Origin of the sequence: Streptomyces atroolivaceus, assembly GCF_000717025.1 — a bacterium.
In the GTDB taxonomy this organism is placed as follows: domain Bacteria; phylum Actinomycetota; class Actinomycetes; order Streptomycetales; family Streptomycetaceae; genus Streptomyces; species Streptomyces atroolivaceus.
In genome coordinates, this window is sequence record NZ_JNXG01000021.1 from 79,275 (window position 1) to 94,655 (window position 15,381).

The 15,381-nt window shown below is 72.4% G+C and carries 9 protein-coding genes; 4 read left to right on the forward strand and 5 right to left on the reverse strand.

Features of this window, described 5'->3' with window-relative positions:
* Window positions 1-20 precede the first annotated feature (20 nt).
* A complete protein-coding gene (locus OO67_RS31980) occupies window positions 21-920 on the forward strand; it encodes a Gfo/Idh/MocA family protein (RefSeq protein ID WP_051710085.1) in 900 nt (299 codons plus the stop codon).
* Between the two features lie 295 nt (window positions 921-1,215).
* Window positions 1,216-2,466, forward strand: a complete 1,251-nt coding sequence (locus OO67_RS31990; RefSeq protein ID WP_157841751.1) for a WS/DGAT domain-containing protein — start codon at window positions 1,216-1,218, stop codon at window positions 2,464-2,466.
* A gap of 175 nt (window positions 2,467-2,641) precedes the next feature.
* Here the strand turns inward: OO67_RS31990 and OO67_RS31995 are convergent, their stop codons facing one another.
* From OO67_RS31995 to OO67_RS32005, 3 genes are all read right to left on the reverse strand, one after another.
* On the reverse strand, window positions 2,642-4,462 hold the full coding sequence (locus OO67_RS31995; RefSeq protein ID WP_033305293.1) for a SpoIIE family protein phosphatase: 1,821 nt from the start codon (window positions 4,460-4,462) through the stop codon (window positions 2,642-2,644).
* A gap of 521 nt (window positions 4,463-4,983) precedes the next feature.
* Window positions 4,984-5,631 (reverse strand): CoA transferase subunit B, encoded by a 648-nt coding sequence (locus OO67_RS32000; protein WP_033305294.1) that lies wholly within the window; start codon window positions 5,629-5,631, stop codon window positions 4,984-4,986.
* Complete coding sequence (locus OO67_RS32005; RefSeq protein ID WP_033305295.1) at window positions 5,631-6,401, reverse strand: CoA transferase subunit A; 771 nt, start codon at window positions 6,399-6,401, stop codon at window positions 5,631-5,633. The genes OO67_RS32000 and OO67_RS32005 overlap by 1 nt, the downstream gene beginning before the upstream one ends.
* A gap of 207 nt (window positions 6,402-6,608) precedes the next feature.
* Between OO67_RS32005 and OO67_RS32010 the strand changes: the two genes are divergently transcribed.
* Window positions 6,609-8,276 (forward strand): IclR family transcriptional regulator domain-containing protein, encoded by a 1,668-nt coding sequence (locus OO67_RS32010; protein ID WP_033305296.1) that lies wholly within the window; start codon window positions 6,609-6,611, stop codon window positions 8,274-8,276.
* Between the two features lie 91 nt (window positions 8,277-8,367).
* Here OO67_RS32010 and OO67_RS32015 read toward each other — a convergent pair whose 3' ends face one another.
* Window positions 8,368-10,047, reverse strand: a complete 1,680-nt coding sequence (locus OO67_RS32015; protein WP_244300394.1) for a serine/threonine-protein kinase — start codon at window positions 10,045-10,047, stop codon at window positions 8,368-8,370.
* Between the two features lie 309 nt (window positions 10,048-10,356).
* On the opposite strand from OO67_RS32015, the gene tkt reads away from it, so the two are divergent.
* A complete protein-coding gene (gene tkt / locus OO67_RS32020) occupies window positions 10,357-12,537 on the forward strand; it encodes a transketolase (RefSeq protein ID WP_033305298.1) in 2,181 nt (726 codons plus the stop codon).
* 10 nt (window positions 12,538-12,547) lie between these two features.
* Here the strand turns inward: tkt and OO67_RS32025 are convergent, their stop codons facing one another.
* On the reverse strand, window positions 12,548-15,352 hold the full coding sequence (locus tag OO67_RS32025) for an NHLP bacteriocin export ABC transporter permease/ATPase subunit (protein ID WP_051710103.1): 2,805 nt from the start codon (window positions 15,350-15,352) through the stop codon (window positions 12,548-12,550).
* Window positions 15,353-15,381 lie beyond the last annotated feature (29 nt).

Here is a 15,381-nt window from a genome sequence, read left to right on the forward strand (position 1 = left end):
GCAGAACGACGGAGAGCACCATGTCCACCGCCCCTCCCTCAGACATCTGGCCCTACGAGCCGGTCCGCGTGGGCCTCGTGGGCGCCGGCCCCTGGGCCCGCGCCATGCACGCCCGCATGCTCGCGGCAGGGCCGGAGACGGCCCTGAGCGCGGTCTGGGCGCGCCGCCCGGAGGCCGCGGCCGAGGTCGCCGGGCCGTACGGGGCCCCGGTCGCCGCCTCCTTCGAGGAACTCCTCGACCGGTGCGAGGCGGTGGCGTTCGCCGTGCCCCCGGCCGTGCAGGCCGCACTCGCACCACGCGTCGCGGCGGCGGGCCGCGCCCTCCTGCTGGAGAAGCCGCTCGGCGCGGACCTCGACGCGGCAAACGCCGTGGCGGAGGCCGTCGCCCACCACGGGGTGATCTCCCAGCTCGTCCTCACGAAGCGGTACCACCCGGCCACCCGCGCCTTCCTCGCCGAGGCGGCCACCCGCGAGGTGACGGGAGCCCGCTCCTGCTACCTGCACGGAGCCTTCCTCGGCGGGGAGTTCGCCACGTCCTGGCGGCTGGAGCACGGTGCGCTGCTCGACCTCGGACCCCACCTCCTGGACCTCCTCGACAGCGCGGTCGCCCCCATCGTCTCCGTACGGGCCACAGGGGATCCGCGCCGCTGGACCGAGCTGACCTGTGAGCACGAGAACGGTGCGGTCAGCCAGGCTTCCCTCTCGGGCGCGGTGCGGCTCCCGCGGGCCAGGACCCGGGTCGAACTGTTCGGCCCCGGGGAGGAGTTGGTCTATGACACGGCGGACATCGACCACGAGGAGTGCTGGCCGGTCCTGCGGCGCGAGTTCGCCACCGCCGTGCGGACGGGCAAGGGGACCGGCATCGACGCGGCGCACGGCCTCCACCTGCAGAAGCTGCTCGACCAGGCGGCCCGCACCTGACGACGTGCCCGGCGTGGTCCTGGGCACCGTCTGACTCCTGAGGCTGATGAGGCTGCTGTTGTGGAGGGCCGAGGGGGCGCCCGCCTCCGCGAACTGCTCCTCGGGAGATCGGACATGGCTCCCGTGGAGGAACCAGCGGAACGAGTGATCCTGGCGTCCGCCGTGCTGCCGGAGCACTACCGGCCGGCCTCCGCGAGGGTTGTCCGTTCACGGGCCTCCGGCGCCCGGATCCGCCTCGTCCGTGCCACAGCGCGGACGCAGCGCGGACCGCTCCGCAGACAGGACGTGAGGACACGTGCACTCGAGGACGACTCTCCCGGCTCAGGCCGGTGACGCGGTGCTGATGGACATGGCTCCACTCACGCACGCGGCGCAGATGTACATCTCCGCCGCACTGATCCTGGACGGCGAAGCGCCCGGAGCGGATGAGGTCGCCGGCCACATCGCGCCACGCGTGCGACGCGTTCCAGGCCTTCGGCACCGGTACGCCGAGGCCGTGGGCCGCGCCCGCTGGCAGCCGCAGCGGGTGTGCGCAGACGACCACGTCGCGCTGCTCACGCTCGACGGCGACGCTGCCGGCGCGGGGGTCGACGCGCTGATGGAGCAGGTGCGGCGGCGGCCACCGGTGTCACCGGCGGGGGCACCCATGTGGGACGTGCTGATCGCCACCGGGTTCACCCCCGGCCGATGGGCTCTCGTCTTCCGCTGCCATCACACCCAGATGGACGGCATGGCCATCACCCACACCCTCGACCAGCTGTTCGGCACCGCCCCGCCCGCCCGGCGCCGTCCCCTGCTGTCGGGGGCGCTGAAGCCCGGGCTGAGGCACCTGCCGTCCGCGGCAGCCTCCATCATCCAGGCCGCACGCCCCACCGCGCCCTGGCCCGCACCCGCGGCAGCTGTGGGGGAGGGGACGGCCACCTACGCGGTGACCGAGCCGGTGGGCGTGGACGACATCAAGCAGCCGGGCGCCACCCTCACGCAGGTCCTCGCCGCCTGCTTCGCCCTGGCCGCCGACTCCTGGTGGCCGCTCCCCGGCGACCGGCAGGTCCACGTCGTGGTGCCGATGGACCTGCGGGAGCCGGGCGAACAGCGCACGATGGGCAACCACTTCGCGCCGTTGCGTCTGGCGCTGCCCACCGGAGACCCAGACCGGGTGCTGCACGAGACCGGTACGCAGATGACCACCTGGCGCAGGCCCGGACTCCGGGCCGCCCTCGACCTGGTGATCAGGCGGATGACGCCCTTCCCGGCCGCCCTCGTCCTCGGCGAGCGCATCAGCGCGGGCACCGGCTGCCGGGCGGTGGTCTCCTCCGTCCGGTCCAGAAGGCCGCTGTCCTTCCACGGTTCCCCGGTTCTGGATCTGGTGCCCGCAGCCCCCACCTTCCCCGGCCACGCCCTGTCCTGCCTGCTGTGGTCGTACGAGGGGCGGGCCCGGATCGCGTTCGGCTCCCACACCGGGATGCCGGGCGTGGGAGCGCTGCCCCAGGCGTGGGAGCAGGCGCTCAAATCCATGCGGGCGAGTCAGCCGTTCCCCCTCGGCTGAGGCGCGAGAGCCAGACAGGTCTCCGGGGTGCCCGCCTCGGACCAGTCGACCGGTGCGGTGTACTCCGGAAGCCCGCTGGTCTGCTTCAGCAACTGCCGGCCTGGCCAGGAACCAGGATGCCCCGGGCCCGGATCGAAGGTGTCCGTACCCCCTTGGCGGAAGCTCCGTCGATGTATCAGGCCGGCTCGGACGTGTCCCTGACGGGAGTGTCCTCGATGCGGGATCCGGGCGCTCCCCGGTTCGAGGCAGCCGGGCTGTGCGCGTGCAGCGGTGGTGCCTCGTCGTGGGCGCCGACCCCGGCCGCCGGGGTACGCAGGACGAGCAGGGCCACGTCGTCGCCGCTGGGGTCGATGCGGACCAGAAGCTCGTCGAGGAATTCCTCGACGTCGCGGCGGGCCAGGGCCGCCGCGTGCCGGCGCAGCGTGGCGAGGCCGGCCTCGATGTCACGGGTCCGGCTCTCGACGAGCCCGTCGGTGTAGAGCAGGAGGGTCGACTGGGGCGGAAGGTCCGCGCGGGCGTCGGGCCACCCCAACCCCAGGTGCAGGGCCGAGCTGAGACCGAGAAGGGGGCCGTGACCGGCTTCGAGGAAGCGGGTGTGCCCGTCTGCCGTGATGAGGAGGGGAGGGGGGTGGCCGGCGTTGACCCAGTGCAGTTGCCAGGGCCCGCCCTCCTCGCCTTCGACGCGAGCGAACACGCAGGTGGCCATGGGGGCGTCGCTCGTGTGCGTCATGGCCTCGTCCAGACGGCGCATGATCAGACTGGGCGGCTCCGTACGGTCCCAGGCCAGGGCGCGCAGCATGTTGCGGACCTCGGCCATGTGGGCGGCGGCCTTGAGGTCGTGGCCGACCACGTCCCCGATGACCATCGTCAGGACTCCGTCGCCGAGGAGGAACGAGTCGTACCAGTCCCCGCCGATCTCGGCGACACTCTCGGCAGGCCGGTAGCGGGCAGCCATCGTGAGATGGTCGACCTGCGGCAGGGGAGTGAGGAGCTGGCGCTGCATCGTCTCGGCGACGTGGCGCTGCTGTTCGAACAGCTCGGCGGCCTCCATGACGAGTCCGGCGCGGCGCGCGATGTCGGAGAGCACGAAGACCTCGGCCTCGGTGTAGGAGGCGTCCGGGCCGGCGCGCGCCACGGTCAGCGCGCCGAAGACCTGCCGCCGGGTGTTCAGGGGCACCACGACGGCGCAGGTGCCTCCCAGCCGGTCGAACAGCTCCCGGTGGGCGGCCGCGAGAGGGCTGTCCGGCTGCTCCGCGAGGTCGTCCGCGTCCAGGACGACGGGCTCGGCGCTGCGCAGTGCGTGGAGCGCCGCCGAACGGGTGGATTCGGGCAGGGGCGGCAACGGGCCGGTGAGCGCTTGCGCCGTGCCGTGGCCGCCCAGCGTCCTGACGGTGATGCGCTGCATCTCGCCGGTCTGCTCCGCGGCGCGTACGTCGATCGCCGCCCAGTCACCCATGTCAGGTACGAGCAGCCCGGCCAGCCTGTCCAGCATCTTCGGCGTGTCCTGGGTGGAGATGAGGACCGTCGAGACCTCCGCCACCATCGTCAGCCGGGCGGTGAGCCCTTCCAGCGCGGCCAGATAGGCCGCGGTCTGCTCGGCGGCGTCACGGTGCAGGCTGAAATCGTGGAAGACGATCACCGCCCCCTCCGCACGGCCCTCGTGCCGCAGGGGGGTGGCCGCCCAGATGACCGGCACCAGGCTGCCGTCCCCGCGAAGGAAGAGTTCGTCGCTCCCCTCGGCCGGCCTGCCGCCCTCCAGCACCTCCAGCAGAACGCACTCGGCCCGCGAGACGGCGCTGCCGTCCTCACGGCGGTGCAGCAGGCCGTGCATGTCGTGCCCCAGCATCTGATCCGGTGGACGGTCGAGGAGCTGCTGCGCACGTGGATTGCACGCGGTGATGCGGCCGGTGGTGTCGGTGACGAGCACCCCGGTACCCAGGCTGTCGAACACCGTTCGCATGAAGCCGATCTCCAGCAGCCCGTCCACGGACCTCATCGAGCGGCCCTCGCGGTGCCAGGGCGGACCCTTTCGCCCGTGCCCGGAGTCTTCGCGTCTTCCTGACCGCCCGGCGGCGGCACCCGGCCCGCCGCCGGGAACGCGGTGTGGGAGGTCATGCGCTCATGCCTTCCGCTTCGAGGTCGGAGCCCGGCCCGGTCCGCCCGGCGACGAGCCCGGACGGCGCCCGCAGCACCACAGCATCTGTTCATCATTCATCCGGCACGCCCGTTTCGCCGCTCGGGAGAGGGCCGGCCGCGGTCGGGTGCGGAGCCCGGCGGGCGCAGCCGGTCGTGGTGCCCCCTTCGACGATGCCGTCGCGGACCAGGAGACGGCCCTGTCGGGCGCGGCCACCCACGTCGCCGCTGGAGCCGGGCCGCCCACGGGCGACGGACGCGGGACGCGGACCGCTCACCAGGCGTGAACCTGGCGTTCCGGCCGGGCGCGGCTTCGGCGAGGTCCAGCCGGAGCGCCTTCCGCGCGGGCGGCGTCGACGACGTACACGTCGCGGAGGCGGAACCTCAGGACGCGCTCGTCCCGTCCGTACGGACCGGAGCGGCCGTCCTCTCCAGGACCTCGGCGGCGGTCACCCCGGGGGCGGTCTCCACGAGGACCAGGCCGCCGTCGGTCACGTCGAGCACGGCGAGATCGGTGATGACGCGGTGGACGCACGCCTTGCCGGTCAGGGGCAGGGTGCACTCCTCGACGATCTTCGGGCTGCCGTCCTTGGCGGTGTGCGACATGGTCACGATGACGCGGCGGGCTCCGTGCACGAGGTCCATGGCTCCGCCGATGCCGGTCACCATCTTTCCCGGCACCGCCCAGTTGGCGAGGTCGCCCCGGGCGGAGACCTCCATGGCCCCGAGCACGGCGGTGTCGATGTGACCGCCGCGGATCATGCCGAAGGAGAGCGCCGAGTCGAAGAACGAGGCGCCGGGCCGGACGGTCACCGTCTCCTTGCCCGCGTTGATCAGATCGGGGTCGACGTCCTCGTCGTACGGGAAGGGGCCGGTGCCCAGGATGCCGTTCTCGGACTCCAGGACCACGTGCACGCCCTCGGGCAGGTGGTTCGGGATCAGCGTCGGCAGCCCGATGCCGAGGTTGACGTACTCGCCGTCGCGCAGCTCCGCGGCCGCCCTCGCTGCCATTTCGTTCCGGTCCCAGGCCATCAGTCCTGTGCCTCCCGCTCCGTGATCGTGCGTTTCTCGACCTTCTTCTCCACGGCCTCCTCGGGGGTCAGCACGACCACCCGCTGAACGAAGACGCCCGGCAGGTGCACGTGGTCCGGGTCGATCCCGCCCGGTTCGACCAGCTCCTCGACCTCCGCCACGGTGATGCGGCCGGCCATGGCGGCGAGTGGGTTGAAGTTGCGCGCGGACTTGTTGAACACGAGGTTGCCGTGCCGGTCGCCCTTCGCCGCCCTGACGAGGGCGAAGTCGGTGCGGATGCCGTGTTCCAGGACGTACTCGGTGCCGTCGAAGTCGCGTACTTCCTTGGCCGGGGAGGCCAGGGCCACGTCGCCCTCGCCGTCGTAACGCCAGGGGATTCCGCCGTCCGCGACCTGCGTGCCCACCCCGGCGGGGGTGTAGAACGCCGGTATCCCCGCCCCTCCGGCCCGCAGCCGCTCGGCCAGGGTGCCCTGCGGAATCAGTTCGAGCTCGAGTTCGCCCCCGAGGTACTGCCGGGCGAACTCCTTGTTGCCGCCGATGTACGAGCCGGTGACCCGGCTGATCCGGCCGGCGGAGAGCAGCACCGCGAGACCGGAGTTCATCGCTCCGCAGTTGTTGGACACGACACCGAGTCCGCTGACGCCACTCGCGTACAGGGCGTCGATCAACACGTTCGGCACGCCGCTGAGACCGAAGCCCCCCACTGCCACCGACGCGCCGTCCGGCACGTCGGCGACGGCCAGCGCCGCTGACGCGACCACCTTGTCCATGGGACTGCCCCTCCACTAGTGTTCGCATGGTGAAGTTTCCTTCACTGTGATCGAGGAGTCTGCCGCCCGGATCGGAGCTCTGTCAACGGTCCCGGAAGCCGCCGGCACATCCGGACCGCGCACACGGCCGGCCGGGCCGGGGCATCGGCGGGCCGTCCGCCGCCGTACCGTGTCTCTCCGGCACGGACGCACCCGACGGAGAAACAGATGTCACCGACCCGGACCACCACCCAGCCCGGCACCCAGGTGCCCGCGGAGGCCGTCGCACCGCTCATGCGGGGCATCGCCGTGCTGCGTCGGCTGACCGACGCGGACGGATCCCTCACCCTCAGCGACCTGGAGCGCGCCACCGGACTGGCCCGCTCCACCGTCGACCGTGTCATCCTCACCCTCGCCCGCACGGGGTACGTACGCCTCGACGGCCGGACCGTCACCCTCGCACCACGCCTGATGGAGCTGGGCAACGCCTACCTGTCCTCGATCCGCATCCCCGGCCTTCTCGGCGACCGGGTGGACGCCCTGGCGGACGAACTCGACGAGTCCGTATCGCTGGCGGTGCCGGACGGCGGGGACATCCGTTTCGTGCACCAGGCCACCCGGCGCCGTGCGATGTCCCTGAGCTTCCGCATCGGCGACCTGCTGCCCGCCGAACGGACCGCCCCGGGCGCCCTCTTCGCCACCCTCTGGGGGCCCGCACAGTGGCAGGCATGGCGGGAGAGGCGGGTCTCCGATCCGGAGGGAGCCGGCTTCCCGTCCCTGCCGCCGCGTCCCGGCCCGGCGGACGACCTCTTCGAAGAACGCGTGGACGCGGCACGGGCCGACGGCTGGGCGCTGGACGACCAGCTGATCGAACCCGGCCTCCTCGCCCTCGCCGTGCCCGTACGCGACCCCGCCGGAGGCATCGCGTGCGTGCTCAGCGTGGTCAGTCACACCAGCCGGCACAGCGCGCAGGGGCTCCGGGACGGCCTGCTGCCCCGGCTTCGCGACGCCGCCGCGGCCATGGAGTCCCGGCTGCGCGACGCACCCCCGGGCGGCTCCGAGCCCGCACCGGGGCGTCTCGCCTCGTGGACGTCGGCCTCGAAGCAGGAACTGGGCCGGGAGTTCGTCGAGTCCCTCGCCAGGGGCCTGACCGTCATCACCGCGTTCGGGGACACCGGGGCGGCCCTGACCCTCAGCGCCGTCGCCCGCGCCACGGGCCTGTCCCGTGCCTCCGCGCGCCGCGCCCTGATCACCCTCGAACACCTCGGCTACGTGGTGGCCGACGAGCGGGACCACCGGCTGACCCCGCGTGTCCTGGCACTCGGATATCCGCCGCTCTCCCGCATCACCCTGCCGCGCATCGCCGAACCGCACCTCGCCGCGCTGGCAGGGCTGATTCACGAATCGACGTCCCTCGCCGTACTCGTGGACGACTCGGTGCAGTACGTGGCTCGTGCCGCCACCCACCGCATCATGAACGTCAACATCACCGTCGGCACCCGATTCCCCGCCTACGCCACCTCGCTGGGCCGCGTCCTGCTGGCCGACCTGCCCGCCACGGGACTCGGACCCCTCCTCGACCACGCGGAGCTGCGCCCGCTGGCGCCCCACACCCTCACCCGCCGTGCGGAGCTGGAAGCCGCGCTCGAACGCGTACGCGCCGAGGGGTACGCCCTGGTCGACGAGGAGCTGGAAGCGGGCCTGCGCTCGATCGCCGTACCCGTGAGGGACAGGGCCGGAACCGCGGTCGCGTCCATCAACGTCGCCATGCACAGCAGCAGCCGGACGATCGGCGAATGCCTGGAGCAGGTGCTGCCCCGCCTCCGGCTCACCGCCGACAGCATCGAGTCGGAACTGCACACCGCGGCACGCTTCACCCACGTTGCGGTGGCGTGAGCCGCACCGGTGGAACACGTCCGCTCCGGGATGGCCCCTCTCCGGCCGCCGGCCCGGTCGCGGGCCGTCCACAGGTGTTCTCAGGCCGCTCTCAGGCGTGGAAGCCGTTGCACACGACGGAGGTGTACCGGTTCGGGCCGCCCTCGACGTGGTACAGCACCACGGTCCAGTCGCCCCGGTCGTCGCCCACCGGAATGGCGTCGACGGTCCGTTCGCCGAAGTGAGCCCGGAAGTCGTCGGGATACCTGAAGGTGAGGGTGCCGCCCGAGGACCATCTCGAGTAGAGGTCGACGGGTTTGCTGGTGAAGCCGATGCCCTTGCTCTCGGCCCGGGTGGGGCGGCCCGTGGCGGGGTCGGTCCCGTGCGGGGGCCGGACCCCCACGGCCACGTAGTAGGGAGCGGGGCGCTTCCCCTCGCCGGCGTTCTCAGGGCGCAGGGTCACCGAGGCCGTGTCCGAGCCGGTGGTGTGCGAGACGGATGACTGCAGTCCCGCCGGAAGCGAGTCCATGGCCAGGCCGGACAGGTCGCAGGAGCCGATGCCATGAGCAGCCTGCGCGGGGTCGTCGGACAAGGTCCAGCGGTCCTGTGACTCACGGTCGTTCACGATGTGGTCCGGCGGCCCGGCGGCCGGTGCGGTGGTGACCGGCCGCCGGGACCCCTCCACCCCGTCCGTCGGCCCCCCGTCCGCCGCACGGTCGTCCGGCGCCCCCGAGAGCAGCAGAGCGGTCGCCGACGCGGCGAGCACGGCCGCCACCGCGGCGAGCCCGAGCGATCTCCGCGGCCCCGTACGGGCAGGGCGCGTCCGGCGATGCGGCTCGTCGTACGGCGTCGGGCCGGGCGGACCCGCGAGAGCGCCCGCCTCGTCCTGCCCCGTTCCGCCGCCCGGCAGAGGGGCGGTCGCCGTGTCTCCCGGTACGGTGGCCGCGACGGCATGGGGCAGCGAACGGTAATGGGAGTCCTCGGCCAGGGCCGAGTCCACCGCACAACGTGCGATCACGGCCGCGGGGTCAGGCCGGTCCGCCGGATCCTTCGCGACGCACTCCCGGATCAGCGCGGCGAGCGCGGGCTCCACGCCCGCCAGGTCGATGTCCTCGTGCACGGCCCGGTAGCTCACCGCCGCCGGGTCCCCCGAGCCGAAGGGCGGTCTGCCGGTCGCGGTGTACGCGAGCGTCGCCCCCAGCGCGAACATGTCGGCGGCAGGGCCGACCGCGTTGCGCAGGACCACCTCGGGTGCCGCGAAACCGGGGGTCCCCGGGGCCATCCCGTCCCGTGTGAGCACCGTCTGCCCGAGTCCTCGGGCGATCCCGAAGTCGATCAGCTGCGGCCCCTGCGGTGAGAGGATCACGTTCTGCGGTTTCAGATCCCGGTGGGTGACTCCGTGGACATGGACCGCGGCCAGCCCCTCGGCGAGGGCGGCGAACAATCTCAGAGCACTGCCGGGCGGGAACGGCCCGCCCTTCTGCACCGCCCCGCGCAGCGTGGGTCCGGCCACGTACTCGGTGGCCAGCCAGTAGGGCGGTGCGTCGAGCGAGGCCTCGATCAACTGGGCCGTGTACGCGCTCCGTACGGCCTCCACGGTGGCGGCCTCCCGCCGGAAGCGGGCCAGCGCCTCCGGGTGCTCACTGATCTCCTCCCGGATCACCTTCACGGCCACCAGCCGTCCGCCGGGGGACCGGCCGAGAAACACCTCCCCCATTCCGCCGGCACCGAGCCGGCCGAGTAGCTGGTACACGCCTATGCGCGAGGGGTCCTGAGGCCGCAGCTCATCCACCGGCACGACTGTGCCACACCTGCCGCCCGCCGGACCGTGCCTCCTCGAACATGAGGGGCTCGGCATGGTCCGGGTGCGGCAGCAGGGGCCTGCCGGGCACCCCAGCGGGTAGGCGACCGGTCGGCGGGACCGTGCGTCACCGCCCCCGTGCCGGGCGTTCGCCGCCCGGCGTGCATCAGCAGCCCCACCGCACCGCCCGGCCGGCTCCGGGTGCGGAAGACGGCGAGGGAACGGAGGATGCGAGGGGGTGGCGAGCCGCACCGGCCGGTCCCGTCGAACCGAGAAGCGACGTCCGAGGGAGACGACACCATGGCGCCCGAGCGATCCTCTTCCGGCAGCACAGCATCGCGGGACCCCGGCCTCGCCCGGCCGCTGGCCGAGCGGGCGGGGTGGAAAGACGTCGACCTGCGCGCGGTCGACACCGTGAGGGTCCTCGCCGCCGACGCCGTCCAGAGGACGGGCAACGGCCACCCCGGTACGGCGATGAGTCTCGCACCGCTCGCCTATCTGCTGTTCCAGCAGGTGATGCGGCACGACCCCGAGGACGACCAGTGGCTGGGCAGGGACCGCTTCGTCCTCTCGTGCGGCCACACCAGCCTCACGCTGTACATCCAGCTCTACCTGGCCGGCTACGGCCTGGAGATGGAGGACCTGAAGGCGCTGCGGACCTGGGACTCGGCGACCCCGGGCCACCCGGAGTACCGGCACACCCGCGGTGTCGAGATCACCACCGGCCCGCTGGGCCAGGGAATGGGAGCCGCCGTCGGGATGGCGATGGCCGCCCGCCGGGAGAGGGGCCTGCTCGACCCGGACGCGGCCCCGGGCACCAGCCCGTTCGACCATCACGTGTACGTGCTGGCGTCCGACGGCGACATGATGGAGGGGGTCGCGTCCGAGGCCGCGTCGCTGGCCGGTCATCAGCAACTCGGCAACCTCATCACCTTCTACGACTCCAACCACATCTCCATCGAGGACGACACCGACATCTCGTTCAGCGAGGACGTCCCGGCCCGCTTCGCCGCGTACGGCTGGCACGTGCAGACCGTGGACTGGACCCGCACGGGCGACTACGTCGAGGACGTCGACGCACTGCTCACCGCGATCGAGGCGGCGAAGGCTGAGCGGTCCCGGCCCTCGATGATCATGCTGCGCACGATCATCGGATGGCCCGCCCCGACGAAGAAGAACACCGGCAAGGCGCACGGTGCGGCACTGGGTGACGACGAGGTCGCCGGCACGAAGCGGCTCCTCGGCTTCGATCCCGGGGTGTTCTTCCCCATCGAGGACGAGGTCCTCGCCCACACCCGGGCCGTCGGGGAGCGGGGCAGGGACGCCCGCAAACGCTGGCAGCGTACCTACGAGGAGTGGCGCGCCGCCGCCCCGGAGCGGGCGGCCCTGCTGGACCGGCTGCGGGAGCAGGAACTCCCCGACGGCTGGACCGAGGCCCTTCCGGACTTTCCTGCCGACGCGAAGGGCATGGCCACCCGCAAGGCGTCCGGCAAGGTGCTCACCGCCCTCGCACCGGTCCTGCCCGAGCTGTGGGGAGGCTCGGCGGACCTCGCGGGCAGCAACAACACCACCATGGACGGCGAGCCCTCCTTCGTCCCGGCCGACCGGCAGACGACGGAGTTCGCGGGAGGCCCCTACGGGCGGACCCTGCACTTCGGTATCCGTGAGCACGCGATGGGCACCGTGCTCAACGGCATTGCCCTGCAGAGCCTGACGCGTCCCTACGGAGGCACCTTCCTCACGTTCAGCGACTACATGCGTCCCGCGGTCCGCCTCGCCGCCCTGATGAAGCTCCCCGCCACCTACGTGTGGACCCACGACTCGATCGGACTGGGCGAGGACGGGCCCACCCACCAGCCCGTCGAACACCTGGCCGCTCTGCGCGCGATCCCCGGCCTCGACGTCGTACGCCCCGGCGACGCCAACGAGACCACCGTCTGCTGGCGCACGATCCTGGAGCACACGGACCGGCCCGCCGGTCTCGTCCTGACCCGGCAGAACCTGCCGGTGCTGGACCGCGCCGACGGCGTCCACGCCCCGGCCGAGGGAGCCGCGCGCGGCGCGTACGTCCTCGTGGAGGCGGCCGGAACCGCCCCGGACGTCATCCTCGTCGCGACGGGATCGGAGGTCCACATCGCGCTCGGCGCCCGCAAGCTGCTGGTCGACGAAGGGCTGGCCGTCCGTGTGGTCTCGATGCCCTGCCGCGAATGGTTCGCCGAGCAGCCGTCGTCCTACCAGGACGAGGTACTGCCGCCTGACGTGCGCGCCCGTGTGAGTGTCGAGGCCGCCGTCGGTCAGGGGTGGCGCGAAGTGGTCGGCGACGCCGGCCGCATCGTCAGCCTGGAGCACTACGGCGCGTCCGCCGACTACGAGCGGCTGTACGAGGAGTTCGGCTTCACCGCCGAAGCCGTCGCCGCCACCGCCCGCGCGAGCATCCGCGACGCGGTGGAGCCCCCCAGGCCGGGCGGGCGACGGCCGTAGGGGTTCTCCGTCAGCTCATCTGACGCCGAACCAGTTCATGGAGCTGCCCGCTCGTGTCCGCGAGGAGCTCGGCGGGCGGTCCCTCCTGGACGACGCGGCCGTCCGCCATGACGATCACGCGGTCCGCGTCCATGACCGTGGACAGCCGGTGAGCGATCACGACACGGGTGGCCCGCAGCGACCGGGTGCTCTCGATCACGGTGCGCTGGGTCTCGTTGTCCAGCGCACTGGTGGCCTCGTCGAAGAACAGGATGCGCGGACGCCGGACGAGCGCCTGGGCGATCATCAGCCGCTGGCGCTGCCCCCCGGAGATCGAGCCGCCGCCGGAGATCATCGTGTGCAGCCCCATCGGCATGCGCTTGATGTCCTCGGCCAGCCCCGCCATCGCGGCGGCCTCCCACGCCTCCTCCTGGGTGAAGACCTCGGCGCCGCAGATGCAGTCCAGGATCGACCCGGACAGCGGCTGGGCGTTCTGCAGGACCACCCCGCACTGACGGCGTACGGCCGCCTGGTCGAGCGCCGTCAGATCCTGACCGTCGTACAGGACGCTGCCCGAGACCGGCTGGTCGAAGCCGATGAGCAGCCTCAGCAGCGTCGACTTGCCGCATCCGCTGGGGCCCACGACCGCGACGAACTCGCCGGGCCGCACGGTCAGAGACACCCCGTCGAGGACGACGGGACCGTCGTCGGAGTAGCGGAAGGACACGCCACGCGCCTCGATCTCCCCGGACAGGGCGCCGGGCTGGGTGCTGGCGCCGCGTACCTCGGGCGCCTCGTCGAGCACCGGCTTGATCTGCTCGAACATCGGCAGCACGGCGGCTGCGGACACGAACGCCCCGGTGAGCTGGGTGACGGCCGTCAGCAGCATCGTCACGGACGTGTTGAAGGTCAGGAACTCACTGGCCGTCAGGGACCCGCGTGCCGGGCCCGCCAGCAGGACGAAGATGACGAGTGAGCACAGCGGCAGATAGACCGCGTTGAGGACCGTCGTCAGATTCTTGATCCTGCCCGCCCGCTTCTGCAGCTCACGACTGCGGGCGAACTCCGCCGCCCACGCCCCGTACGCGAAGCTCTCCGCCGCCGCGACCCGCAGCTTGGGCAGCCCGCGCAGCGTCTGGAAGGCCTGGTTGTTCAGCTTGTTCCCGAGCTCGACCAGCCGGCGCTGCCAGCGGAGCTCCCACATGCCCATGGTGAGGAACACCGCGGCGATGACCACCAGCATCGCGACGGCCGTGAGCGCCAGCGGGACGCTGAACCAGAGCAGCAGACCCAGATTCATCACCCCGAGCGTGCCCGCCTGCACGACGACGGGACCTGTGCCGGACAGCACCCGCCGGATGGAGCTCACCCCCATCGCGGCGCTCGCGAGCTCTCCGGTGGAGCGCTGGGTGAAGAACTTCGTCGGGAGCCGCAGCAGCCGGTCCCAGACCGCGGGCTGCAGCGTGCTCTCGATCCGCCCTTCCATCCGCAGGATCGTGAGGTTCTGCAGCAGCATGAAGGCCGCCGAGACGACACCGGAGATGATGACGGCGAGTGACACCTGCACGATGAGGGCGTTCTGGGCGTTGGGCACGTACACGCCGAGCACCTTGCCGGTCGCGATCGGCACCAGCGACCCCAGGGCGACCGTCACCAGTCCTGCCAGTACCAGATTCCGAAGGTCGCCCCGGGTGCCGAACAGGCCGAAGCGCAGGAGCTGCCTCCTGCTCAACGGCTGCTCCGGCAGTGGCCGGTAGAACATCACGGCGCGCTCGTCGAACTCCTGCGCGGAATCGCCGTCGACGCGGCTGCGCCGCCCGGTCAGCGGGTTGACCGCCTCGTAGCGGCCCCGCCGCCAGAGCAGGGCGACCGGCGCTCCGGATGCGGCCCGGTGTCCCACCAGCGGCCCTGAGTTCTCCCGCCACCAGCGTCCGTCGAGCCGCACCGGGCGGGTGCGGATGCGCGAGGCGACCGCCACACGTTCGACCGGATCGATCCGGTCGCTCACCGCCCCACCCGTCGCGGGCTCCGCCAGGACGATCCCGGAATCCCGGGCCACCAGACGGCAGGCCGCGTACACCGCGTCGTCCGAGGCGCCGGAGGCGGGTGAAGTGCCCCTCCCGGACCTCCCGATCGAGGTCAGCAGGGCCTGGTCGGCCTCCCTGCGGACCGCCTCGCCGGCCTTCATGCCCGCGGCGGTCCGGTCCTCGTGAGCGCGCTCCAGCTGTTCGATCCAGCGGTCGAGCGCGGACAGCAGGCGGTACTGCTGATTGACCATCCCCTGCCACATCGCCGGGTCGACGAGGAGGTCACCCGCCGCCTCGGCGCTGAACGCGGCGCCGTACTGCACACTGCCGGGGGACACCGGCAGCCACAGGATGTCGTCGTCACCCACCGTTTCGTCGAGGGTGGTCCGCCCGTCCAGCGGGGCCTCGAACAGCACGCGCTGACTGCGGCCCACACCGAGCGAGAAGGCGTGCTCCAACAGGCTCAGCGTGGCGTCCCCGGTGTCGTAGTGGCTGCGGTACTGCGTCTCGTACGCCGCCTGGCCGTCGTACTCCGGCCGGTACAGCTCACGCAGCGGGATCCGCCGCAGCACGCACTCCTGGAGGGGGCGTCCGACCAGGGTGTGCTGCGGGCCCTCGACCGGACCCAGCACGAGGGTTCCAGGTTCGAGCCGGCCCAGGAAGTGCCAGTGGCCCTGCTCCGCCGCGTCCACCGCGAACAGGTCGAGGGCGCCGCCCACGACGAGCCACAGGACCTGGGGCCCTTCCAGTGACAGGCTTCGCAGTCCGGTGCTGTCGACCGGCCGGCCGAGAGCGCCCAGCGCGGCCATGACCGGGTCCTGCCCGGGGGCCTCCGTGC